This is a genomic window from Streptacidiphilus alkalitolerans, from assembly GCF_042511045.1.
In the GTDB taxonomy this organism is placed as follows: domain Bacteria; phylum Actinomycetota; class Actinomycetes; order Streptomycetales; family Streptomycetaceae; genus Streptacidiphilus; species Streptacidiphilus alkalitolerans.
The window spans coordinates 251,073-272,441 of the sequence record NZ_JBHEZX010000001.1; the positions used below are offsets into that span (position 1 = coordinate 251,073).

Annotated in this window: 21 protein-coding genes and 2 pseudogenes; 9 read left to right on the plus strand and 14 right to left on the minus strand. The window is 71.3% G+C overall.

The features are described from left to right. Positions 1–42 precede the first annotated feature (42 nt). Positions 43–2,532: a right-handed parallel beta-helix repeat-containing protein gene (locus ACEZDG_RS01185; RefSeq protein ID WP_380501211.1), complete on the plus strand. Its 2,490-nt coding sequence runs from the start codon at positions 43–45 to the stop codon at positions 2,530–2,532. Here the strand turns inward: ACEZDG_RS01185 and ACEZDG_RS01190 are convergent. Then, a complete protein-coding gene (locus ACEZDG_RS01190; RefSeq protein WP_380501213.1) occupies positions 2,498–4,948 on the minus strand; it encodes a hypothetical protein in 2,451 nt (816 codons plus the stop codon). The genes ACEZDG_RS01185 and ACEZDG_RS01190 overlap by 35 nt on opposite strands. 187 nt (positions 4,949–5,135) lie before the next feature. Between ACEZDG_RS01190 and ACEZDG_RS01195 the strand changes: the two genes are divergently transcribed. Together ACEZDG_RS01195 and ACEZDG_RS01200 are read left to right on the plus strand one after the other, a co-directional pair. Further along, positions 5,136–5,969: a DeoR/GlpR family DNA-binding transcription regulator gene (locus ACEZDG_RS01195; RefSeq protein WP_380501215.1), complete on the plus strand. Its 834-nt coding sequence runs from the start codon at positions 5,136–5,138 to the stop codon at positions 5,967–5,969. 79 nt (positions 5,970–6,048) lie between these two features. After that, a complete protein-coding gene (locus ACEZDG_RS01200) occupies positions 6,049–6,540 on the plus strand; it encodes an SRPBCC family protein (RefSeq protein ID WP_380501217.1) in 492 nt (163 codons plus the stop codon). Here ACEZDG_RS01200 and ACEZDG_RS01205 read toward each other — a convergent pair. From ACEZDG_RS01205 to ACEZDG_RS01220, 4 genes are read right to left on the minus strand one after another with little or no spacing between them, the layout of a single operon-like run. Next, positions 6,537–7,274 carry an ABC transporter permease gene (locus tag ACEZDG_RS01205; RefSeq protein WP_380501219.1) on the minus strand — a complete coding sequence of 246 codons (738 nt, stop codon included), beginning with the start codon at positions 7,272–7,274 and terminating at the stop codon, positions 6,537–6,539. The two genes, ACEZDG_RS01200 and ACEZDG_RS01205, sit on opposite strands and share 4 nt — an antisense overlap. Then, positions 7,271–8,074, minus strand: coding sequence for an ABC transporter ATP-binding protein (locus ACEZDG_RS01210; RefSeq protein ID WP_380501221.1), 804 nt, complete (start codon positions 8,072–8,074; stop codon positions 7,271–7,273). Before ACEZDG_RS01210 ends, ACEZDG_RS01205 begins: the two co-directional genes overlap by 4 nt. 60 nt (positions 8,075–8,134) lie before the next feature. After that, a complete protein-coding gene (locus tag ACEZDG_RS01215) occupies positions 8,135–8,761 on the minus strand; it encodes a TetR/AcrR family transcriptional regulator (protein WP_380501223.1) in 627 nt (208 codons plus the stop codon). Between the two features lie 7 nt (positions 8,762–8,768). Next, entirely contained in the window at positions 8,769–9,866 is a 1,098-nt protein-coding gene (locus ACEZDG_RS01220) for a PLP-dependent cysteine synthase family protein (RefSeq protein ID WP_380501225.1), read from the minus strand. Positions 9,867–10,186: 320 nt separating this feature from the next. Between ACEZDG_RS01220 and ACEZDG_RS01225 the strand changes: the two genes are divergently transcribed. Further along, complete coding sequence (locus tag ACEZDG_RS01225) at positions 10,187–10,750, plus strand: ATP-binding protein (RefSeq protein WP_380501226.1); 564 nt, start codon at positions 10,187–10,189, stop codon at positions 10,748–10,750. Here the strand turns inward: ACEZDG_RS01225 and ACEZDG_RS01230 are convergent. After that, positions 10,747–11,127 (minus strand): SHOCT domain-containing protein, encoded by a 381-nt coding sequence (locus ACEZDG_RS01230; RefSeq protein ID WP_380501227.1) that lies wholly within the window; start codon positions 11,125–11,127, stop codon positions 10,747–10,749. The genes ACEZDG_RS01225 and ACEZDG_RS01230 overlap by 4 nt on opposite strands. Positions 11,128–11,399: 272 nt before the next feature. Here ACEZDG_RS01230 and ACEZDG_RS01235 point away from each other — a divergent pair, with 272 nt between their 5' ends. Beyond that, positions 11,400–12,185, plus strand: a complete 786-nt coding sequence (locus ACEZDG_RS01235; RefSeq protein WP_380501229.1) for a GNAT family N-acetyltransferase — start codon at positions 11,400–11,402, stop codon at positions 12,183–12,185. Positions 12,186–12,251: 66 nt separating this feature from the next. Here the strand turns inward: ACEZDG_RS01235 and ACEZDG_RS01240 are convergent, their stop codons facing one another. Beyond that, the gene (locus ACEZDG_RS01240; protein ID WP_380501231.1) at positions 12,252–13,457 is read right to left on the minus strand and encodes an ROK family protein; all 1,206 of its coding nucleotides are present in this window, start codon (positions 13,455–13,457) and stop codon (positions 12,252–12,254) included. Positions 13,458–13,474: 17 nt separating this feature from the next. On the opposite strand from ACEZDG_RS01240, the gene ACEZDG_RS01245 reads away from it, so the two are divergent. Further along, the gene (locus ACEZDG_RS01245; protein ID WP_380502212.1) at positions 13,475–14,710 is read left to right on the plus strand and encodes an MFS transporter; all 1,236 of its coding nucleotides are present in this window, start codon (positions 13,475–13,477) and stop codon (positions 14,708–14,710) included. On the opposite strand, the gene ACEZDG_RS01250 is transcribed toward ACEZDG_RS01245, so the two are convergent. After that, positions 14,707–15,474 carry an acyltransferase gene (locus ACEZDG_RS01250; RefSeq protein ID WP_380501233.1) on the minus strand — a complete coding sequence of 256 codons (768 nt, stop codon included), beginning with the start codon at positions 15,472–15,474 and terminating at the stop codon, positions 14,707–14,709. The two genes, ACEZDG_RS01245 and ACEZDG_RS01250, sit on opposite strands and share 4 nt — an antisense overlap. A gap of 437 nt (positions 15,475–15,911) precedes the next feature. On the opposite strand from ACEZDG_RS01250, the gene ACEZDG_RS01255 reads away from it, so the two are divergent. Next, positions 15,912–16,181 (plus strand): hypothetical protein, encoded by a 270-nt coding sequence (locus ACEZDG_RS01255; protein ID WP_380501235.1) that lies wholly within the window; start codon positions 15,912–15,914, stop codon positions 16,179–16,181. A gap of 86 nt (positions 16,182–16,267) precedes the next feature. On the opposite strand, the pseudogene ACEZDG_RS01260 reads toward ACEZDG_RS01255, so the two are convergent. After that, positions 16,268–16,445, minus strand: a pseudogene (locus ACEZDG_RS01260) (MerR family DNA-binding transcriptional regulator); the annotation flags it as partial. Positions 16,446–16,811: 366 nt separating this feature from the next. On the opposite strand from ACEZDG_RS01260, the gene ACEZDG_RS01265 reads away from it, so the two are divergent. Then, positions 16,812–17,237: a hypothetical protein gene (locus ACEZDG_RS01265; protein ID WP_380502255.1), complete on the plus strand. Its 426-nt coding sequence runs from the start codon at positions 16,812–16,814 to the stop codon at positions 17,235–17,237. Between the two features lie 227 nt (positions 17,238–17,464). Here the strand turns inward: ACEZDG_RS01265 and ACEZDG_RS01270 are convergent. The 3 genes and pseudogenes from ACEZDG_RS01270 to ACEZDG_RS01280 form a co-directional block, all read right to left on the minus strand. Then, positions 17,465–17,671: pseudogene (locus tag ACEZDG_RS01270) on the minus strand (transposase); the annotation flags it as partial. Next, positions 17,587–17,982 (minus strand): transposase, encoded by a 396-nt coding sequence (locus ACEZDG_RS01275; protein WP_380501237.1) that lies wholly within the window; start codon positions 17,980–17,982, stop codon positions 17,587–17,589. The pseudogene ACEZDG_RS01270 and the gene ACEZDG_RS01275, both read right to left, overlap by 85 nt. Positions 17,983–18,248: 266 nt before the next feature. After that, complete coding sequence (locus ACEZDG_RS01280; protein WP_380501239.1) at positions 18,249–18,638, minus strand: hypothetical protein; 390 nt, start codon at positions 18,636–18,638, stop codon at positions 18,249–18,251. Positions 18,639–19,124: 486 nt separating this feature from the next. Here ACEZDG_RS01280 and ACEZDG_RS01285 point away from each other — a divergent pair, with 486 nt between their 5' ends. Then, complete coding sequence (locus ACEZDG_RS01285) at positions 19,125–19,712, plus strand: hypothetical protein (RefSeq protein WP_380501241.1); 588 nt, start codon at positions 19,125–19,127, stop codon at positions 19,710–19,712. A gap of 349 nt (positions 19,713–20,061) precedes the next feature. Here ACEZDG_RS01285 and ACEZDG_RS01290 read toward each other — a convergent pair whose 3' ends face one another. Together ACEZDG_RS01290 and ACEZDG_RS01295 are read right to left on the minus strand one after the other, a co-directional pair. Beyond that, on the minus strand, positions 20,062–20,802 hold the full coding sequence (locus tag ACEZDG_RS01290; protein ID WP_380501243.1) for a class F sortase: 741 nt from the start codon (positions 20,800–20,802) through the stop codon (positions 20,062–20,064). Next, complete coding sequence (locus ACEZDG_RS01295; protein ID WP_380501245.1) at positions 20,803–21,207, minus strand: hypothetical protein; 405 nt, start codon at positions 21,205–21,207, stop codon at positions 20,803–20,805. Positions 21,208–21,369 lie beyond the last annotated feature (162 nt).

Consider the following 21,369-nt stretch of genomic DNA (forward strand, 5'->3'; position numbering starts at 1 on the left):
CCGGGCGGGGCATCACAAGGAAGCTGGGGGCAGCGAATCACCATGGGAGCAGGCGTGGTTAGGGTGACGCTGGACGGAGCTTCCCGATGGCGGCGGCGCTCCGGCGAGTACACGACGATGGGCGAGGCCCTGGCGGCGGCCGAGGCCGGGGACACGGTGACCATAGGCCCCGGGGTGTTCCGGGAGAACGTGGTCGTCGACAAACCGCTCACCGTCCGGGCCGCCGAGGGCCCGGGATCCGTACGGATCGAACCGGCCGCGGGCAGCGCGCTGACCCTGCTGGCGCCGGCCGCGGTGCACGGCCTGGTCCTGGAGGGCCAGGACGGCTCGGCCCCCGCGGTGCTGATCGACGCGGGCGCCGGGGCGGGCGAGTTGACGGACTGTCGGATCGTCACCCGGTCCTCGGTGGGCATCGAGGTGCGCGGCGGCGCGGGCCCCTTCGCGGTCCGGCGCTGCACCGTGGACAACCCCGGCGGCCTCGGCATCAGGGTCGCCGACGGCTCGGCGGCGCTGTTCGAGGAGTGCGAGGTGATCGCCGCCGGCCAGACCGGGGTGGTGGTCCGCAGCGGCGCCACCGCGCGGCTGGAGCGCTGCCGGGTGCACCACGCCACCGGCGCCGGACTGGTGCTGACCGGCGAGGGCAGCGCGGTGGACGCGCTCGGCTGCGAGTTCTACGAGATCAACGGCAACGGCATCCAGGCCGAGGACCGCTCCAACGGGCGGCTGACCGACTGCGCGGTGCACCGGGTCACCGACAACGGCCTGGCCCTGGACAGCGAGGCCCGGCTGGAACTGCTCGACAGCCGGATCCACGACGTCCCGGAGAACGGCGCCGACCTGCGCGGACGCTCCACCCTGCTGCTGGAGCGGACGGTGCTGCGCTCCTTCGGCAAGAACGGCCTGTCGGTGTGGGACACCGGCTCGGCGGCGGAGGCGGTGGACTGCGAGATCCGGGACAGCACCGGCGACTACCCGGCGGTCTGGGTGATCGACGGCGCCCGGGTGAAACTGACGGACTGTCGGATCCACGACGTCCCCGACGCCCTGTTCGTACTGGACCGGGGCTCGGCCGCGGAAGCTGTCGGCTGCTCCTTCGCCCAGGTCAGGAAGACCGCGGTGTCGGTCAGCGGCGGCGCGTCGCTGCGGATGGACCGGGGCCGGATCCAGGACGCCAACGTCGGCCTGTGGTTCCGCGACCACGACAGCGGCGGCCTGCTGACCGGCTGCGAGATCGCGGACGTGGCGACCGGGGCGATCGTCACCAAGGGCGCCGACCCGGTGCTCCGCGACTGCGGGGTGCGCGGCAGCAGCGAGGCCGCGTTCTACGTGTCGACCAGCGGGCGCGGCACCTTCGAGGACTGCACGGCGGTCCAGGGCAAGGGCTTCGGCTTCCATGTGATCGACGGCTGCCGCACCGTGCTCACCCGCTGCCGGGCCGAGCAGAACGCCCGCGGCGGCTTCGAGTTCTCCGAGCCGGGACCGGTGGTCGACAACTGCGTCTCCGACGACGTGAAGCCGCCGGCCCCGGCCGAGCCGCTGCGGGCCACCGCGAGCAGCACCGCGTCCGCCTGGCGCGACGCCGCCCCGGCGCATCCGACCGCGAACGCGAACGCCGGACAGGCCCCGGCCCGGGTGCCCGAACCGCGCTCCGCCACCATCGCGCCGCTGCCGGACTGCCGTCCGGCCGAGGAGTCGCTGGCCGAGCTGGACACGCTGATCGGCCTGGACACCGTCAAGCAGGAGGTGCGCACCCTGATCGACCTGATCTCGGTGGGCCGCAGGCGGCAGCAGGCCGGCCTCAAGGCCCCCTCGCTGCGGCGGCACCTGGTCTTCACCGGCTCCCCCGGCACCGGCAAGACCACGGTGGCCCGGCTCTACGGCGAGATCCTGGCGGCGCTCGGTGTGCTGCAGCGCGGGCACCTGGTCGAGGTGGCCCGGCTCGACCTGGTCGGCGAGCACGTCGGCTCCACCGCGCAGCGCACCTCCGAGGTGTTCCAGCGCTCGCTGGGCGGGGTGCTGTTCATCGACGAGGCCTACGCGCTGGCCCCGGAGGACGGCGGCCGGGACTTCGGCCGGGAGGCCATCGACACCCTGGTCAAGCTGATGGAGGACCACCGCGACGAGGTGGTGGTCATCGTGGCCGGCTACACCGCCGAGATGGAGCGCTTCCTGGCCTCCAACCCCGGTGTGGCGTCCCGGTTCTCACGCACCGTCACCTTCCCCGACTACTCCGCCGCCGAGCTGCTGGAGATCACCCGGCGGCAGGCCCAGGAGCACGAGTACGAGCTGTCCGAGGAGACCGCGGCGGCGCTGCTGCGGCACTACGCGTCACTGCCCCGGGGGCCCTCCTTCGGCAACGGCCGCACCGCCCGCCAGGTCTTCGAGACCATGGTGGAGCGGCACGCGGTCCGGCTGGCGCAGATCGCCGAACTGACCACGGAGCAGCTGCAGCTGCTGCTGCCCGAGGACCTCCCGGCCGGGGCCGCCGCGGATGCGGTCAGAGCTGACTCAGCAGCACATCCCGCTCCATGAGGAAGCGCGGGTCGGCGCGGTAGTCGGAGTGGGCGTTGATCGGGACCGGCAGCGGGTGCCGCTCGTCCCGGTCGTAGACCAGCGGGTCGGTCAGCGCCGGAGCGTCCACCGGCTGGTCGCCGGGCGGCACGGCGACCCGGACCGGACCGCCGATCGGGTCGGTCACCCGGAACAGGTTGCGCCAGTACGGGGCGTCCGTATGCAGCCGGACCAGGTCCTCCGGGCCCATGAACCCGGGGAAGAAGCGCCCGTAGAGGCGGCGCAGCGGGCAGCCGTAGGTGAGCAGCGCGACCCGCTCGCGGGTGGCCGGGTCCAGCTGCCAGACCGCCGCCGCGGCGAGGACGGTGCCCTGGGAGTGCCCGGAGAGCACCAGCCGCCGGTCCGGGTCCTCGTGCAGCCAGGTCCGGATCCGCCAGTGCAGGTCGGGCACGGCGCGTTCGGCGTAGCAGGGGGGCGCGAAGGGGTGTGCCGCGCGCGGCCAGAAGGTGCCGATGTCCCAGAACACGCCGACCGTGCGCCGGGTCGCGATCTGCTTGTAGGCGGACCGGCCGACTGCCACCAGCACCACCACGAACATCCCGACCAGCCAGCTGCCGACGGACTGCAGCGTGGTCGCCGCATAGCTGACCAGGGTGGGTTCGCCGGCCGCGGCCAGGGCCGGGGTGCGGCCACCGGCCAGCGCCCCGACCAGGGAGACGGCGGCGAGCAGGAAGGCGAGCGCGGCGAGCGTCCCGATCACGACCGGGCCCGAGTCGGTCAGCCCGGCCTTGGCCAGGGCCCCGGCGATCTCCCCGGTCCGGGTCGGCGAGGTGTGCCCGCCGGTCCGGTAGGCGGCGTTCACCTGGGCCTTCAGCGCCTGCTTGTGCAGCATCATCCGCACCGCCAGCCAGACCAGCGGCAGGAGCAGCAGCACGGCCAGCACCGGGACCCCGCTGCTGTGCCAGATCAGCAGCAGCGGCGGCCCGGGCAGGGTGACGCCGAGGGTGCCCTTGCCCATCAGCCACTGGGCCGCCCAGACGGTGGCGCCGGCCGTGAAGAGGTTGCCCAGGCCGACCCCGAGCATGGCGGTGGCCGGTCCGGCCAGGCCGAGCAGAGCGGGGCCGTCGGGGCCGCCGAAGGCAGTGTCCGTCGGCGCGGCAGCGGCGTTCGCAGTGCCGCCGTCCGCGTCGCCGCCGTCCGCGCCGCGCGGGCTCGGGACCACCACCGGGGTCTCCGGTGCGGGCTTGAGCCCGGCCGTCGGGCCCGCCCCCGCGGCCTTTCCGGCGGCGCGCAGCAGCAGCGCCGCGACCACGAGCAGCAGCACCAGCGCGAGCTGCAGCAGGCAGAGCGTGGCGAAGACCCCGCCCGCGCCGGGGAGCCTGCCGCCGGACTGCCAATCGGAGCGGGCCCAGCCCGCGTACACCGCGGTCGGCAGCAGCAGGGCCAGCGAGGCCCAGTGCAGGCCGCGCATGGCGAGCGAGTCGGGCCGGTTGTCCTGCTTCGTCTCCCGGCGGCTGCTGCGGGCCAGCGCGGCCACGGCCCCGACCGCGAGTACGGCGGCAACCCCGACCAGGATCCAGCCCAGCACCGCCAGCGGGCCGTGCGTCGTCCGGTCGTAGTGCAGCGTCGGCATCAGCAGGGCCAGCACGATGGTGAGCACGGCGACCGCGACATGGACCATCCGCAGCCGGCGCACCAGCCGCATCCCGTACCAGAAGCCGGGCATCTCCATCGGCGGCACGTCGTCCCTGCTGCTGTCCGGCGGGTCCGCCGGGCGCTGCGCCTCGTAGCTGGTCCAGGTCATGTGGGAGAGCCACCAGAGCGCCCCGACCAGGGCCAGCGGCACCACCGCGGCGAGGGTCAGCCGACGTCCCGGCTCGCTCCACCACTCGCCCCTGGTGACCGAGAGGAAGCCCAGCCAGCTGTGGTGCGCCGCGCAGGCCCCGGTGCCGGCGCACTGCCAGGCGGTGAGGTCGAGCGCGGCCTCGCAGGCGGCCGCGGTGAGCAGCACGGTCAGACTGGCGGCGATGACCCGCACCACGATGTCGTAGAGGCCCTGGGCCCGCGCGGTACGCGGCGCCGGGGGACGCATCCAGTGGGCCAGGTTGGCGAACATGAAGGGCAGCAGCAGCAGCCAGAGCGCCCGGCCCGCCGATCCCGAGGTGAGCCCGGCCCAGGAGTACGCCTCCTCGACCGCGCCGTCCCGGTAGCGCTCGGGGTTGTCCTCGGCATCGCGGTCGGGCCAGCGGCGATAGGTTCCGGCCACGGAGTCGCCGGTCAGCTGGACCAGGTGCGGATCGGCCAGCATGTCCTGCGGCGTGGTCCCGCCGACACCGTGCACCAGCAGTTCGAGGGCCAGGCCGGAGGCCGCCTCCGGTGCCTCGGCCGCCCGGTCGCCGTCCTGCTGCTGGACCTGGCCCCGGCTCTGTTCCTGCATCGCCCGTCCCCCTGTGCTCGACACCTCTGTCACATCGCTACCCACAACTGCGGTACCGGCAACGGAGGCATGGTCTCGCGTTCCGGTCCGGTGCGCAGCAGGATGCACAGCTTCGATGCGCATGGTCCGGGCCGGACCGGCGTGCGAGGATGGCCCCGAAACAGCGGCGTGGAAAGGCAGCACACGGGTGGCCGAGAACAGCAATCTCCTGGCGGAGCAGCGGCGCGCCCTGATCCTGGACGAGGTCCGGCGGCGCGGGGGCGTGCGGGTCAACGAACTGACCCGGCGGCTCAACGTCTCCGACATGACGGTCCGTCGGGATCTGGACGCACTGGCCCGGCAGGGCATGGTGGAGAAGGTCCACGGCGGGGCCGTGCCGGTCCTGGAGGCCAGCACCCACGAGCCGGGCTTCGAGGCGAAGTCGGCGCTGGAGCTGACCGCCAAGGAGGACATCGCCAGGGAGGCGGCCAGGCTGGTCACCCCCGGCAGCGCGCTGGCCCTCTCCGGCGGGACCACGACCTTCGCCCTGGCGCACCACCTGCTCCAGGTGGAGGGGCTGACCATCGTGACCAACTCGGTCCGGGTCGCCGACGTCTTCGAGAACGCACTGCGGCACGGCACCGCGCCCGCGCAGGCCGCCACCGTGGTGCTGACCGGCGGGGTGCGCACCCCCTCCGACTCGCTGGTCGGGCCGATCGCGGACCGGGCGATCCGCTCGCTGCACTTCGACCTGCTGTTCCTGGGCTCGCACGGGATCTCGCTGGAGGCCGGCCTGTCCACCCCGAACCTGGCCGAGGCCGAGACCAACCGCAGCTTCGTCGCCTCCGCGCGGCGGGTGGTCGCGGTCGCCGACCACACCAAGTGGGGCACGGTCGGCCTGTCCACCTTCGCCTCGCTGAACGAGGTCGACACCCTGGTCACCGATGTCGGGCTGCCGCTGGAGATCCGCTCCGCGGTGTCGGAGCAGGTCCGCGAGGTGATCATCGCCGGGACCGTGCCCGGGGTGCCCCTGTCCGACTGATCCGGCGTCAATTAGACTGCACGACACTACTGTTGCCCCAGCTTTTGTCCCGACTTTCGTCCCAGCGCACGGGGTGTCCATGGCGAAGCGACTGCGTCCGGTGACCGCCGAGTTCCTGGAGCTGGCGCCGACCCGGCTGGTCTTTGTGTCCCAGCTCCGGGCCAAGCCGGACCAGGTGTTCCGCGAGCTGACCGAGGACGCCTCGACCTGGCCGCTCTGGTTCACCGCGGTCCGCTCCGCCGCCTACACCGGCCCGCCGCCGTACGGGCCGGGCGCCGGGCGGGCGGTGACGCTGCGCGGCGGCAGCCGCTTCGTCGAGAGCGTGGTCATCTGGGACGCCCCGCACCGGTTCGTCTACCGGGTGGAGCAGTCGAACGTCCCCGGACTGCTGGCCTGGATGGAGGAGTGGCTGCTCGCCCCCTCCGCCGACGGCGGCACCGTGCTGCGCTTCACCATGGCGATCGACGCCGCCCTCACCGTCCGCGCCGCGGTCCGGCTGGCCCGCCCCGGCATCGCCCGCTCGGTCCGCGCCGCCGCGACCCGCCTCGACGCCCGCTGCACCGGCCCCTAGGCGGTGCGGCGGCGGAGGGTGGCGGCGCCGAGGGCCAGCGCCAGCAGCACGCAGCCGACCACGACGCCGAGGTCGGCCAGGATCGCGCCACCGACCCCGGACTCGCTGGTGAGCCTGTTCATCGCGTCCACCGCATAGGACATCGGCAGCACGTCGGAGACGGCGTGCAGCACGCTGTTCATCGAGTCGCGGGGAGCGAAAAGACCGCACAGCAGCAGCTGCGGGAGCAGGAAGGCGGGGAGGAACTGGACCGCCTGGAACTCGGTGGCGGCGAACGCGGAGAGGAACAGGCCGAGGGCGGTGCCGAGCAGGCCGTCCGCGAGGGCCACTGTGAAGAGCAGCCAGGACGGCCCGGCGATGTGCAGGCCGAGCAGGCCGATGGTCAGCCCGAACACGGCCGCCGCCTGGACCAGGGCGACCAGGCCGAAGGCGAGGGCATAGCCGAGCAGCAGGTCTGCCTTGCCGAGCGGCATGGTGAGCAGCCGCTCCAGCGTGCCGGTGGTGCGCTCGCGCAGGGTGGCGACCGAGGCGACCAGGAACATCACGATCATCGGGAAGATCCCCAGCAGCGGTGCGCCGATCCGGTCGAACACCTGGGGCTCGCCGTCGAAGACGTACTTGAGCAGGACCAGCAGGATGCAGGGGACGACCAGCAGCAGCGCCAAGGTCCGCGGGTCGTGCCGCAGTTGGGCGAGCACCCGGCGGGCGGTGGCGAGGGTACGGCGGAGGCTCATCGGGCGGTCCCGTCGTTGTCAGCGGTGGCAGTAAGGGCAGTCGCGCCGACCAGGTGCAGGAAGGCCGCCTCGACGTCGGCGGCCCCGGTCGCGGCGAGCAGCGCCGCGGGCGTGTCGTCGGCCAGCAGCCGGCCCTCCCGCATCAGCAGCAACCGGGTGCAACGGGTGGCCTCGTCCATGACATGACTGCTGATCAGCAGGGTGGTGCCGGTGGCGGCCAACTGGTGGAAGAGGTCCCAGAGGTCACGTCGCAGCACCGGGTCGAGACCGACCGTGGGCTCGTCCAGGATCAGCAGTTCCGGCGCGCCGAGCAGGGCCGCGGCGAGCGAGACCCGGGCCCGCTGGCCGCCGGAGAGGCTGCCCACCGCCTGCTCCAGCCGGTCGCCGAGCCCGACCTGTTCGGCGACCCGGGCCGGGTCGGTCCTGGGCGCGCCCAGGACCTCGGCGAAGTAGCGGAGGTTCTCGCCGACGGTGAGGTCGGTGTAGACGGAGGGCGCCTGGGTCACATAACCGACCCGCGAGCGCAGCCCGGTGCTGCCGGCCGGCTGCCCGAGCACGGTCACCGCACCGGCGGAGATCCGCTGCACCCCGACCACCGAGCGCAGCAGCGTGGTCTTGCCGCAGCCGCTGGGGCCCAGCAGACCGGTGACCGACCCGGCCGGGACCGTCAGATCGAGCTCGTGCAGCACCGGACGGCCGCCGCGGACCACCCGCAGACCGCGGACGGCGACGGCCGGCGGGTGGTCCGCCTGATCCGCCTGAGCTGCCTTAGCTGCCTTAGCCGCCTTAGAATTCATCATGCGATGAGTTTTGTGGCGGGAGGATGCCACTGTCAAGGACGAACAGCCTCGGACGGGGTGTCAGTCGCCGATCAGGTAGCGCTGGAGCGTGGGGCCGAGCAGCGGGACCAGTTCGTCGGCCGGGGCGGAGGCGACCGGCTCCACCGCGATCACATAGCGGGCCATCGCCAGGCCGATGATCTGCGACAGCGCCAGCTCCACCCGCAGTTCCGGCTGCGGCAGCTCCAGGCCCTCGGCGATCCGGGCCACCAGTTCCCCGGCCACGAAGCCGCGCAGCATCGCCGCGATCTCCTCGCTGCCGGCCGCGCCGCGCAGCACCGCGAGCAGCCGGTCGCGGACCCCCGGGTCATCCCACAGGGTCAGCACGAAGCGGGCGATCCGCTCCCCCACCTGGCTCCGCTCCCCCGCGACGATCTGCCCGACCACGGCCCTCGGGTCCAGCGGGAAGTCCAGCACCGCCAGGAACAGCCGGTCCTTGCTGCCGAAGTAGTGGTGCAGCAGGGCCGGATCCACCCCGGCCGCACGGGCGATCCCGCGCATGCTGGCCTTCTGGTACCCGTGCGCCGCGAACTCCGCACGGGCTGCCGCCAGCACCGTCCCCCGGGTGTCGGCTCCGCCGGGGCGGCGTCCGACCCTGCGGGAGTGGGTGCGGGGTTCGGGTTCGGGTGGGTCCGGGGCTGGGGTCACCGGGTCATTATCCGTTCCAGGCGCCGGTGGCCAGGAAGTCGTCGATGACGGCGGCGTGGGGCGCGATGTCCAGACCCTGCGCGGCCAGCCAGTCGTCGGAGTAGTACTTGTCCAGGTAGCGGTCGCCCGGGTCGCAGATCAGGCCGACCACGCTGCCGTGCTCACCCGCGGCCAGCATCTCCGAGATGATCTTGAAGGCGCTCCACAGGCCGGTCCCGGTGGAGCCACCGGGCTTGCGGCCCATCGCCGCCGCCAGCGCGCGGACCGAGGCGATCGAGGCGGCGTCCGGGACCTTCATCATCCGGTCGATCGCGCCAGGGACGAAGCTGGGCTCCATCCTGGGCCGCCCGATGCCCTCGATCCGGGAGCCCCGGTCGCAGGTCACCCCCGCGTCGCCGGAGACCCAGCCGTCGAAGAAGCAGGAGTTCTCCGGGTCCGCGACGCAGATCCTGGTGTCGACCTGGGTGTAGTGGACGTAGCGGGCCAGCGTGGCCGAGGTGCCGCCGGTGCCGGCCGTGGCCACGATCCAGGTCGGGACGGGATAGCGCTCCAGCCGCAGCTGGGCGTAGATCGACTCGGCGATGTTGTTGTTGCCGCGCCAGTCGGTGGCCCGCTCGGCATAGGTGAACTGGTCCATGTAGTGGCCGCCGGACTCCTCGGCCAGCCGGGCCGACTCCGCGTACAGCGTCCGAGTGTCGTCCACCAGGTGGCAGCTGCCGCCCTGGGCCTCGATCAGGCTGATCTTCTCGCAGCTGGTGGTCCGCGGCATGACCGCGACGAAGGGGACCCCGATCAGCTTCGCGAAGTACGCCTCGGAGACGGCAGTGGACCCGCTGGACGCCTCCACCACCGGCTTTCCGGGCCGCACCCAGCCGTTGCACAGCGCGTAGAGGAACAGCGAACGGGCCAGCCGGTGCTTGAGGCTCCCGGTGGGATGGGTGGACTCGTCCTTGAGGTACAGGTCGATCCCCCACTCCTCCGGCAGCGGGAAGCGCAGCAGATGGGTGTCGGCGGAGCGGTTCGCGTCCGCCTGCACCTTGCGTACGGCCTCCTTGAGCCAGTTCCGGTAGTCGGCGTCGCTACGGTCCACATCGATGGTTCTCATGGCTGCTGTCTGCCTTATTCCTGTATTTCCGTGCCAAAGGCGTATCCCGGCGCATCGTAACCGCCCTCCATTCCCTAGAAATCTTTGGAATATGCCATACGGCGGCGCATGTTCCGCTACTCACCGCGCCCGCATGGTTACGCTGGGGCCATGGAGCGAGCAGCATGGACCCCGACAACCGGCTGGGCCGCCCACGCGTTGCGGATGTGCCGCGTGCGGGCGACCCTGTAGGTATCTCGGAACGTAGCCACGTGGTAACTCCGCGCAGTTCCCAGAGTTGGCGCGGAGTCGGTCTCCAGCGAAGGCGGAGGAGTCGACGCGTGAATGAGCATGACCGGCAATACGAACTGCACCTCACCGCGGAACCCCGGCGACTGACCGTGGTCCGCCGGATAGTCGCCGCGCATCTACGGCACTGGAATCTCAGCGAGTTGAGCGACCTCACCGAACTCGGGGTCACCGAACTGCTCTCCAATGTGCACCGGCACGTCGGACCGGGCGCGGACTGCGTACTGCGGCTCGCCTACTCCGACGGATGCCTGCGCTGCGAGGTGCACGACGGCGGGGCGGCACTCCCCCGGCTGCTGCGCCCCGACGACGACGAGATCAGCGGGCGCGGGCTCGCGCTGGTCGCCGCGATCAGCAAGGAGTGGGGCGCGGAGGCGGAGCAGACCGGCAAGGTGGTGTGGTTCGCGCTGCGGGCCGTGCCGGCGCCGGAGCCGGCGGTGGCAGTGGAGCCCGCCGAGCCCGCTGTGGTGGCTGCCGAGCCTGCGGCGGTGCCCGTGGGCGGGGCCGCCGACCCTGAACGCCCGTTGCGGCTGGCCTGGTCGGCGGACCCGGTGAAACTGAAGGAAGTTGAGGTACTCGAGCCGGCGGCGGGTTAACGCCCGCCGGACTCCGGCCCGGCGGCGGTGCGTGAGGCGGTGACGCCATCGGTGACGCCGCCGGTGACGCTGCTGAGCAGGTCGTAGCGTTCGCGGTACTCGAGTTCGTCGATCACACCGTCCGCGTAGCGGCGGTTGAGGGTGTCGATCGGCGAAGGCGCCGGGGCCTGCCGTCCGTAACCGGCGGCGGCAGCCCAGGGGCCGCGGGCCTGGCCCGGGCCGGGGCCGTGGTCGGCGTCCCAGTGGCGGCCCCAGCCGCGTCCCCGGAAGACGACCTTGCGGACGAACACCGCGACGGCGATCCAGAACAGCGGCACCAGCAGGATCCACGGCCCGGGGCCGCCGTGCCAGCCGTCCGCCAGCAGGGTTGTGTGCATGATGCGCTCCTCGATGAATCGTTGATGACTCGTTGGTGACTCGTTGGTGATGACTGCCTGGTATCGAGAATCCCCTCTGCGCGGCCTGCGGTCGTCGTGCCCGGGCGGGCTTCCGGCCTGCTCCCACGGGGGTATGCGGGGGCAGGTGGGTGTACTTCCCAGTGGTGTGCCGGGGGTGCGCGCCGGGGTGTGCGCCGGGGGTGTGCGCTGATTGCGCGCGGGCCCCGAAATCGTGTTGTTGATTCCGGAAGTCCGGTGGTGGGATGGCGCCAATGGACAAGAACGAAGTACGCGAGATCTTTGACCGTGTGATGCGCGAGAACGCGCGGCCCGACGGCCCCGGGGCGCTGGTCGAACGGGTGGGCGGGGTGGTCCGGCAGAGCGGTTCGGCGGACCACTGGAACGGGGTGGTCTGGTCGGACCTGAATCAGGACACGGCGGACGCGGCGATCGCGGAGCAGGTACGGCACTTCGGGCTGATGGGACGTGAGTTCGAGTGGAAACTGTATGCGCATGACCTGCCGGTCGATCTGCCGGAACGGCTGAAGGCCGCCGGCTTCGTCCCTGAGCCGACGGAGGCGCTGATGGTCGCCGAGGTGCGGGAGCAGCTGGCCCACGCGGTGGAGCTGCCGGAGGGGGTACGGCTGGTGCCGGTGACCGACGCCGCCGGGGTGGACCTGGTGGCGCGGGCGCACACGCTGGCGTTCGGCCGGGAGATGGGCGGGTCGAAGAACCGGCTGGTGGCCCAGCTCGCCGAGACCCCCGACCAGGTGGTCGTGGTCGTCGCCATGGCCGGGGACGAACCGGTGTCCGGGGCGCGGATGGAACTCCACCCCGGCACCGGCTTCGCCGGCTTGTGGGGCGGCGGGACCGCGCCGGGGTGGCGCGGCCGGGGCATCTACCGCGCGCTGGTCGCCCACCGGGCCGCGATCGCCGCGGAGCGCGGCTACCGGTACCTGCAGGTCGACGCCTCGGACCAGAGCCGACCGATTCTGGAGCGGCTGGGCTTCTCGGTGTTGAGCACGACCACGCCGTATGTGCGCGGGGCGGGGGTGTAGGGGCGGGGGCGTAGGGCCGGGGGCGTAGGGGCGGGGGCGTAGGGGCGGGGCCCCAGGTTGGTGGGGTTATGGCGAGGTGAGCGCGGTGAGGGGGTCGGCGAGGACCGGGGTCCAGGCCAGTTCGGCAGCGCCGGCCAGCTCGGAGCGGTCGAGTTCGGCGGCGGCGATCGGGACCCGGCCGCTGCGCCCCCAGTAGGAGCGCTCGGCCACGACCCGGGTCAGCCGGTCGGGCGCGGCGGCGAGCAGCGAGCTGTGGAACGCGCCGAGGACCACCCGGTCCGGGTTGAGGATGTTGATCACCGCGGCGATGCCGAGGCCGAGCCGGTCGGTGACGTGCTCGACCGCGGCCCGGGCCCGGGTGCGTCCGGCGGCGGCCTCCGCCAGGACCTCGCAGGCCTGGTCCAGCAGCGGGCGCGCGGGGTCGGGTTCGCGCCCCGCGGCAGCGAGCAGCGCGGGCGGGTCCGCCTCCACGTCCAGGCAGCCGCGGTTGCCGCAGGGGCAGCGGCGTCCGTCCGGATCGACCGTCACCTGGCCCACCTCCAGGGCGAGTCCGGCGCTGCCGGTGTGCAGTCGGCCGTCCACGACCAGGGCGCCGCCGACGCCGGCGTGGCCCGAGGTCACATACAGCAGGTGCTTGGCGCCTCGGCCGGCGCCGTGGCGGTGCTCGGCGAGGGCGGCCAGGTTGGCGTCATTGGCGACGTCGACCGGGAGGTGCAGGCCCGCGGCGGCGGACTCCTGTTCCAGCAGCTCGCCGACCGGGGTGCCGGAGGGCCAGTCCAGGTACATCGCGGCGACCGCGATCCGCTCGGGCAGCGCCACGGGCGTCGGCACGGCCAGGCCGAGGCCGACGCAGCGGCGCGGGTCGGCGGCGATCCGGCGGGCCGCCTCGGCGACGACCGCGCGCAGCACGTGCTCCGGCGTGGCGGGGTCGGGCAGCGGGAAGTCCTCCGGACCGTCGAGCACGCCGCCGAGGGTGGCCAGGGCGATGCTGAAGCCGTCCGCGTGGATCTGCGCGGCCAGGACGACCGGGCCCGACGGGTCGACGGCGAGGCGGTGCGAGGGCCTGCCCCTGGTGCCGCCGGCGGGTCTCGCGTCCACGGTGATCAGGCGGAGCGCCTGGAGCTCGCCGGTGATGGCCCCGGCGGTGGCGCGGGTGACGCCGAGGGCGCCGGTGAGCACCGAGCGGGTGGGCGCGGCGCCGGTGTGGACCAGGGAGAGGGCCGGGCCTAGGGCGGCGCGGCCCCGATCGGGACTTGTGTGGGTTGGCTGCACGCTTCTATTATGATTTTGTGCCGCAAATAAACAAAACTGATGTGGGTGTGGGGTCTTCTTCTTCTAGGAGTGGAGCGGCGGCGGGGACCGGGGTTTCGAGTTGGAGCACTGCTCGGGTGGCGCTCACCGCGTTCTTCGCGCTGGACGGGTTTCTGTTCGCCGGGTGGGTCGTCCGGATCCCGGCGGTCAAGGCGGAGGTGCATGCCTCGGCCGGGCAGTTGGGGCTGGCACTGCTGTGCGTCTCGGCGGGTGCGGTGGTGGTCATGGGTCCGGTCGGACGGCTCTGCCTGCGCTACGGCAACCACCCGGTGATCGCGGTCTCGGCAGTGGTGCTGTGCTCGGCGGTGGCGCTGCCGGCGCAGGTGCACTCCGTGGTCGGGCTGGGCGGTGTGCTGCTGCTGTTCGGGGCCGGGTACGGGGCAATGAACGTCGGCATCAACAGTGCGGCGGTCGACCTGGTGGCGGCGATTCGACGTCCCGTCATGCCGGCGTTCCACGCGGCCTACAGCATGGGCGGGTTGATCGGGGCGAGCCTGGGCGGGCTACTGGCCGGGCAGTTGACGGCGGCTCAGCATCTGGGGCTGCTGGCAGTGTTCGGGCTTGTGGTGTCGGTGGCGGCGGGGGTTCCGCTGCTGCGGGAGCGGGTTCCTCGGGCGGAGGCCGGGGGTTCCGGGGCGGCGGGGGTGGAGGCCGGCGCGGTGGTCGGGGGTTCTGTTGTGCTGGTGCTGCTGCTCGGGTTGGTTGCGCTGTGTGACGCCTACGGGGAGGGCGCGCTCGCCGACTGGGGGACGTTGCACCTGAGCGCGGACCTGCATGCCACGGCCTCGGTCGCGGCGGCGGGCTTCGCGGCGTACTCGCTGGCGATGACCGCGGGACGGCTCAGCGGCACCAAGCTGGTGGAGCGGTTCGGACCCACCCGGGTGCTGGTCACCGGTGCCGGGATCGCCTGCGGCGGGATGCTGGTCGCGGCGCTCAGCCCGTGGCTGCCGCTGGCCCTGGGCGGGTTCCTGCTGGTGGGGCTGGGGCTGGCCAACATCTTCCCGCTCGCGATCGACCAGGCGGGTGCACTGAACGGCCCCAAGGGCGTGGCCACGGCGTCCATGCTCGGGTACGGGGGGATGGTGCTGGGGCCGCCGATCATCGGGTTCCTGGCGCAGGGGATGGGGCTGCCGCGGGCGCTGCTGTCGGTGGCGCTGCTGGCCGGGCTCGCCGGGGTCGCGGCGTTGGCCGTGCGGCGGCGTAGTCGTCTTTAGGCGATGGGGTCTGCCTCTTGGGTCGGGGTCTTGGGGATGCGGAGGTCCCAGCCGATCAGGGCGACCAGTTCCTCGTGGGTGATGCCCTCGGGGATCGGCTTCGGTGCGACCGTGCGGATCGGCGGCTGCCAGCCCTCGTCCGGGGTGTAGCGGCGGACGACGCGCGCGGGCGCGCCGGCGACGATGCTGTGGTCCGGGACGGTGCCGCGGACCACGGCATTGGCGGCGACGACGACGTTCCGTCCGAGGGTGGCGCCCGGCAGGATCACCGCCCCGGTGCCGATCCAGCTGCCCGGGCCGATGCAGACCGGCTCATTGCGGGGCCACTGCTTGCCGATGGGCAGGTCGGGGTCGTCGTAGGAGTGGTTCTCGTCGGTGATGTAGACCCCGGGGCCGGTCCAGACGTCGTCGCCGATGGTGATCGAATGGTGGCCGACGATGTGGCTGTCCTTGCCGATGACGCAACCGCTGCCGATGCGGATGATCGGCGACGGGCCGAGGTCGATGCCCGGGAGGAAGCCAGCGGAGAGGGAGACGCCCTGGCCGATGATGCAGTGGGTGCCCAGGTGGATCCAGCGCTCGTTGAAGACCGAGCCGAGGGGGAAGGTCAGCCGGGTGTGCTCCCCGATGGCCCCGAACCGGTAGCTGCCGGGGCGGGCGGCGCTGACCGAGCCGGTCTCCTGGAGCCAGCGCCAGCCGCGGTGGACCAGCGAGGTCGTGGCGCGGTGGGTGGCTGCGCGGAGCTTCTCGGCGAGGGTGGGCATGGGTAGACGGTAACCGGAGCCTTGATCTTTTGGACAGGTGGGGTTCGTGGTCTGTGCGGGGTTTCGGTTTGCCTGCGGCGCGGGGCGCTGCGCTGTGCGGGGTTCAGGTTTGCCTGCGGCGCGGGTGGGTGCGCGGGGTCGGGGGCGTGCCGGGTCGGGGTAGTCGCTCTGGGGCCTGCTGCGAAACGGATGGCGTGGAGTCGAGGTGCCCTTGCTACGCCGCTACATCCGTTTCTCGCTTTGACGGCCCCTGCCGCGACCACCCCGCCCCGTCCCACCCCCTCCCGTGCAGGGGTGGGAAAAAGCGAGGGCGAGTTCGCCGTAGCGTGAATCCCACTGCTCCGCGCCCTCGCGACCACGGCCGTCCCGGACTCGGGACGTGCGTTCCGCCCCCACTACAGTGCAGGGCGAATGTTATGCGGACGGGGAGTGATGGCGTGAACCAGGAAGAGGCGCTTCGGGTCGCCGTTGCCCTGCTTCGAGAGAGCCGGCGCGGCAACGAACCCGAACTGGCCGTAGACGCCTCCAGGGTGCGGATCAAGCATGGCCTGCTGATCGCTCCCTACAACTCCGTGAGATACCTGGCCTCACGGAACGTTCAGGACCGGCTTCTCGACTGCTGGCCGATCCTCGTTGACCTCACTACGGGCCAGGCCCGCTTCGGTCGACTCCACGAACGCCATCTGTGGAGAGACGACGGGGCGTAGACGCGCCGCCTTCATTGCGGGACAGCCCTTGGCTGCTGCCTTTGATCAATGCGCAGACTCCCGGCCGAGCCCCGTTTGGCCACCGCCCGCACCGTGCGCACCAGATCCAGGCGTGCCAGCGCGGTGGTGTCGTAGAGCCGGTAGCCAGTCGGCTTCGGTCGGTCGACGGCACGATCCCGATGTCGGAGTAAACCGTATGGTCTTGACCGTCAGCCCGCTCCTACCGGCCTGAGCCCCGATCATGAAGAGCCCGTCGCCGTCCATGCCCCCACCCCACGGGACCGAGGCAACTGCCTCATCCACAGGTCTTGACAATTGCTCATGCCTGACTGCCCCGAGCCCTACCGGGCTGAGTGCGTGGCGGTGAACCGGTCCGTAGCTCGATGGCCAGCAGCTTTCGAGTGGCTATGGAGTCGGGGTGGCCGGTCGCAGGCGGCCTGCGTAGGGAGCGTTGGCCTGGTCGGGGAGGTGCGGGTGCCGTCGGTGATCGCGTTGCTGGAGGTCCGGGAGGCGCGGGCTCGGAGGGATCTGGATTCCTGGCTGGAGATGCTGCGGGAGGCCGAAGTGCCGGCGGAAGCGGCCCGGTAGTGGCTGGGGTGTGCGCGGATCGCCCGCCAGGAGGTGGCTCGTATGTTCGCTGAAGGAGCGTTTCTGGGCCGGATAGGTGAGGAAGTGTCACCTGCTTCGGTCATGCTGGAGGAGCCCGTGCGTGTGGGCGAGGCGGTGCCTGCGGGTCCGGTGCTGCGGGAAGGCTATGACGCTCGGCCGCCGGAGTGGCAAGCCGGGCTGGACGCCGACGCGTTGAGTGGCGCGTATCGGCAGGTGTTCGAGACGGTGCTGGCCGCGTCGGAGCTGGTGACGGTGAAGGAGCTGACCCTGGCGCTTGGCAGGGATGCGGCTCGGTTGAACGACAAGGTGCGTCACCATGCCTATGCGCTCCAGGCGGGCGGGGGGTTGCTGCGTGAGCGGGGCATCAGGCCAGCCGCGGGTCCAGGCGCTGCGGCCGGAACTCCGGCCAGTGCAGGCGCTCTTTCGCCAGCTTCCGCGTCAGGGTGATCAGGCCGGCCCACCACACGATCTGTGTGTGGTGGTCGGGTCGGCGCTCGTGGTCGCGGTTCAGTCGCCGGGCCCGCGAGAGCCACCAGTGTGCGCTCGACCGCCCGCCTGCGCGCCAACACGACGAACCCGTCGGTCCCGTCCGGTCGCCTGACCACCTCGGCCCACACCCCGTGCGCGGCGAACGCCTCGGCCAGTACCGGGCCCTGGTAGGCACTGTCCGCCCAGACGAGTTTCAGCAGGCGCCCGGGCTCGGCCATGAACGCCTCGATGAGTTCCGGGGCGGCCACCGAGTCGTGGACGTTCGTCGCAGTGACGGTGACCTCCAGCAGCAGACCGCCGGTGTCGGTCAGGACTTGGCGCTTGCGTCCGTCGCGCAGTTTGTTGCCGTCCCTCCTACAGGTGGCAGCGGGGCAGGTCTCCGAGCTGTCCACCGACTGCGCGCCATGATGCCCGCGCCCGGCTCGGCGGCCCGCCCCTGGCGCATCCGCTCCAGATGCCGCAGGCGCTGGTAGAACTCGCGCACATAGCCGTGGCGTGACCAGCGGCGGAAGAAGTCGTAAACCGCCCGCCAGTACGGATAGTCGACAGGCAGGGCCCGCCACTTACCCCCGTTGTCGACGGTGCAGCGCACGGCGCCGACTATCTCGCGGTGGTAATGGGACTCCGGACGCTCGCCCCGGCCCTCCTGCCAAGCTGGCACCGGCATCGACGCCCTGACCTGGGACCACTCCGCGTCCGTCATGTCGGACGGGTAGTGCGGCGCACGCCGTCCCGCCGCGGTTGCACCGTACTGGTGAACGTAGCAGTCACACGCCAGAGAGGCCGAAGTGACGCCGACTGGCTCGCAGGTGGTCAACTGGTAGGGCAACGGGGGCCAGAGGATTGGTCTCGACAACCGCGCTCCTACCAAGGTGCTCGTTCGTCTTTGCCCAGCCAATGGCCAGCACGAACGTTCGATGTCTTCTCGGATAAATGATCCTGCAAAACGGCCTGTCGCCGTGGACGCCGTCACACCCCTGGCGGGATGGCGAACGGGTCGTACTCCTCGGGCATGAAGCAGCCGTAGTCCTGCAGTGGTTGCGGATCGTTGAGCACGATGTGCCTGCGCTCGCCGGCGGGTGAGAGTCCGTCTGGGCGGTCCAGAATCCGTTGGCCGGGGAGTCCGGTTGACGTCGGCGTGTCGGCTGTGAGTCGACCGAAGCGATCCAGCAGAGCCCACACAGCATCGTAGACATCGCGGATGTCCTCGGCCGCCCTCTCCTCGGTGATTTCAGGGAAGGTTTCGCGGTACGCCGCGCGGGCTGAAGCGACAAAACGCTTCGGATCGACGACCACTACGTCCTGGCGCATCCGAACGCTGATCGTCATACCCGTCATCGGGGCTGGCAGCTCATCCACCAGCCCACGGTACTGCGTCGGAAGCGCGATCGACCGGGCGCGTGTCGGGTTGGGGCCTCGCCTTGCTGCATGGCCGACGAGTCCCCCGAGACACCCCTTGAGCAGGGTACTGAGGCTGATTCGTCTGACGCCCCTGTGGCAGTCCGGCTCTTGGGGTCATCCGTATCTGGCAAGACCACCTACTTGGCCGCCCTGGAGAGTCTGGCCGCCGCTGCCCCTTCGCCACGGCCGCCGACATCGTAGTCAAAGCGAAGATCACGAAGTCCGCTGACGTTCGTAAGGCGGAGATCGAGGCCGAGACCGAACGGCAGCGGATTGCCGCGGGAGAGCGTCAGGCGGAGCGGCACGAGAGTGCGGAGATCATCCGCGAGTCGATTCGGGCGCAGACAACGCCGCCGACTGTCCCGCCGGGACCGCCGGCCTAGGTTCTGTGTCCGCGCTCGGGACAGTTGACCGAAGGGCCAGCGGAGTGACTATCCGTCCGCCATGCCGATTCTCATGGATCAGTCCTGGGCAATCTTGGTGGGCCTGGCCGGGGGCATAGGGGCGACTGGGATTGGCGGGTTCCTGACGCGCGGCACGATGCACAAGCAGGTTCGGGGACAAGCTGTCATCGAGCATGAGCACTGGTTGGCGACACTGCGGCTGGAAGCACACAGCACCTACCTGCAGGAGGTGGACAGGGCATTGCGCGAGGGGAGGCGGCTGTGGAAGCGCATGGTCGAACTGAAGGCTGCAAACGACGCGAACCAGTCGGAGAGGGACCTGGCAGACGCCGCAAACGAGATGTGTGGCCAGATCCATGCGGTCGTGAGTGCTGTAACTCCGAACGCCGAAAGAGTGAAGCTGCTCGGTCCAGCCAAGATTCTGCCAGTGGTGGACAGCCTTCAAGAGGCGCTCACTGCCTTCGATATTGAGTCCGGAACCGCCTTCCGTGCGCAAGGCGCACCGGGCTGGCTTGTCCATTTTCGGGGAGCTACATACAAGATTCGCCAGCATCAAAGGGAATTCTTCGAACTGTCGTCGGCCGTCATCCAGCAGGCACCCGACCCCAGACACAAGCCACAGGCATGAACCAGCCCTGCCGGGATCGGTGGCTTCATCTTGAGCTGCTCAGAGTTTCGTGAAGTCCGGTGGTGTTGGTTCAGGCGGACTGCTGGACGGCTCACTGGCGGTGATGCCACTCGCGTCATCCGCGAGGCGCGCCGCCGCAGGCCGTCCCGCCGGGACTGGCACCCTGACGGAAACCTTGTGTGTCAGTGACCGACTGTCAACACCCCACTTCCCCCTCACCTGCAAGAACTGCGTGAAGTAGTGACATAGTTCGGCGAACAGGTACCGGCCTGCGTGGCAGATACGGCTCTGGCCTATTGAACCGGCTGTTTGGATCCCTTCAGCTGATCGTCCGGGTCGGTTGACCCCGTCACCAACGTGGGGCGGTGGCCGTCGTGGAGACGAGGTCGGCGAAGACGACCAGGTTGCTGAGGTAGGTCTGCGTGACGCGGTCGTAGGTGCCGCCGCAGGTGATGAGCCGTAGTTGGGCGTTGGCTGTGCGGCCGTACACCTCTGCGGTCGGGAAGCGGGACTTGGGGAGGACGTCGAGACGGCGTACCTGGAAGACGGCCGTGCTGCCGTCGGTGTGCTGGACCAGCACATTGTCACCTGGCTTGAGCATGGACAGTCCGGCGAACACAGCCGGTCCGGTCCGGGAGTCCAAGTGACCCACGATCACGGCGGCCCCGACGGCGCCGGGCGAGGGGCTCCCGGGCCACCAGCCGGCGTTGGTGTCACTGGGCGGTGGCTTCAGTGCTCCAGCCGGGTTGATCGTGACAGTGCCCACGCTCGCGTCCACACCGATGGCGGGGATCCGCAACCGGACGGGTGCAGCGATCGCTGCGGCACTTCGTGCAGGCCCAGGGACGGCGGCGAAGGCCCCTTCCGGGATCTGCGGCGCTACCAGTCGGTGCGGCAATCCCGCCGTGGTGGTGAGAGTGCCCGAGATGGTGCTCACCGAAATGAGCCCCCACGCGACGCAGGCCGCCGCCACGGCGAACCAGAATCCCGGACGAACGCAGAGCCGGAGAACGGCTCTCAGAAGTGGTGGTTGCCGTCCCACACGCCAACCGGCCGGACTGCAACCACCACTGCTCATGCTGGTGGACATTCAGCGCCGGTCAGCCGCGCGGCGCTTGCGCACGGCGAGCACGCCACCGAGGCCAGCCGCGAGCGCACCTGCCGCAAGACCGGCGGGCAGCGCGGGGCCACTGTCCTGGGTGGGGGCAGCCTGCCGGTCCGCGGCCAGGGCCAGCCCGCCTCCGCCTGCGGCGATCCCGCCGAGCGGAACGGCCGCCGTCGTCCCGCTCGTGGACGTGCTGCTCTGCCCGGTCGTGGTGCTCCCGGTTCCCGTGGCAGTGGTCGAGCTGCCGCCGAGCCAGCGGTGGTACTGGCCGTCCTGCACACAACTGATCGCCTCGCCGTCGGCCGCCGTGGTCGACTGGCCCAACTCGGCCTTGCTGCAGAACTCACCCGCTGAGTAGCAATCGCCGGAAGGAGTGGTGATCGAGCACACGGCCGCGACTGCTCGAACGGGTCCGGCAGCGTGGGAGACCGGAGCGAACGCAAGAGTGCTCAGCCCGGCGGCAAGCACCGCGACCGCCGTAGGTATGAAACGACGCACGAAAACCTCCATGGATACGTTGAGTGACCACTGCTGCACAAAACGTATGGGCGG

What these genes read in the sequence shown, in the direction of transcription:
- ACEZDG_RS01185 (WP_380501211.1), top strand. Translation starts at nt 43, where the DNA reads ATGGGAGCAGGCGTGGTTAGGGTGACGCTGGACGGAGCTTCCCGATGG.
- ACEZDG_RS01190 (WP_380501213.1), bottom strand. Translation starts at nt 4,948, where the DNA reads ATGCAGGAACAGAGCCGGGGCCAGGTCCAGCAGCAGGACGGCGACCGG.
- ACEZDG_RS01200 (WP_380501217.1), top strand. Translation starts at nt 6,049, where the DNA reads ATGGCGAAGCGACTGCGTCCGGTGACCGCCGAGTTCCTGGAGCTGGCG.
- ACEZDG_RS01205 (WP_380501219.1), bottom strand. Translation starts at nt 7,274, where the DNA reads ATGAGCCTCCGCCGTACCCTCGCCACCGCCCGCCGGGTGCTCGCCCAA.
- ACEZDG_RS01210 (WP_380501221.1), bottom strand. Translation starts at nt 8,074, where the DNA reads ATGATGAATTCTAAGGCGGCTAAGGCAGCTAAGGCAGCTCAGGCGGAT.
- ACEZDG_RS01220 (WP_380501225.1), bottom strand. Translation starts at nt 9,866, where the DNA reads ATGAGAACCATCGATGTGGACCGTAGCGACGCCGACTACCGGAACTGG.
- ACEZDG_RS01230 (WP_380501227.1), bottom strand. Translation starts at nt 11,127, where the DNA reads ATGCACACAACCCTGCTGGCGGACGGCTGGCACGGCGGCCCCGGGCCG.
- ACEZDG_RS01235 (WP_380501229.1), top strand. Translation starts at nt 11,400, where the DNA reads ATGGACAAGAACGAAGTACGCGAGATCTTTGACCGTGTGATGCGCGAG.
- ACEZDG_RS01250 (WP_380501233.1), bottom strand. Translation starts at nt 15,474, where the DNA reads ATGCCCACCCTCGCCGAGAAGCTCCGCGCAGCCACCCACCGCGCCACG.
- ACEZDG_RS01265 (WP_380502255.1), top strand. Translation starts at nt 16,812, where the DNA reads ATGTTCGCTGAAGGAGCGTTTCTGGGCCGGATAGGTGAGGAAGTGTCA.
- ACEZDG_RS01275 (WP_380501237.1), bottom strand. Translation starts at nt 17,982, where the DNA reads ATGACGGACGCGGAGTGGTCCCAGGTCAGGGCGTCGATGCCGGTGCCA.
- ACEZDG_RS01285 (WP_380501241.1), top strand. Translation starts at nt 19,125, where the DNA reads ATGCCGATTCTCATGGATCAGTCCTGGGCAATCTTGGTGGGCCTGGCC.
- ACEZDG_RS01290 (WP_380501243.1), bottom strand. Translation starts at nt 20,802, where the DNA reads ATGTCCACCAGCATGAGCAGTGGTGGTTGCAGTCCGGCCGGTTGGCGT.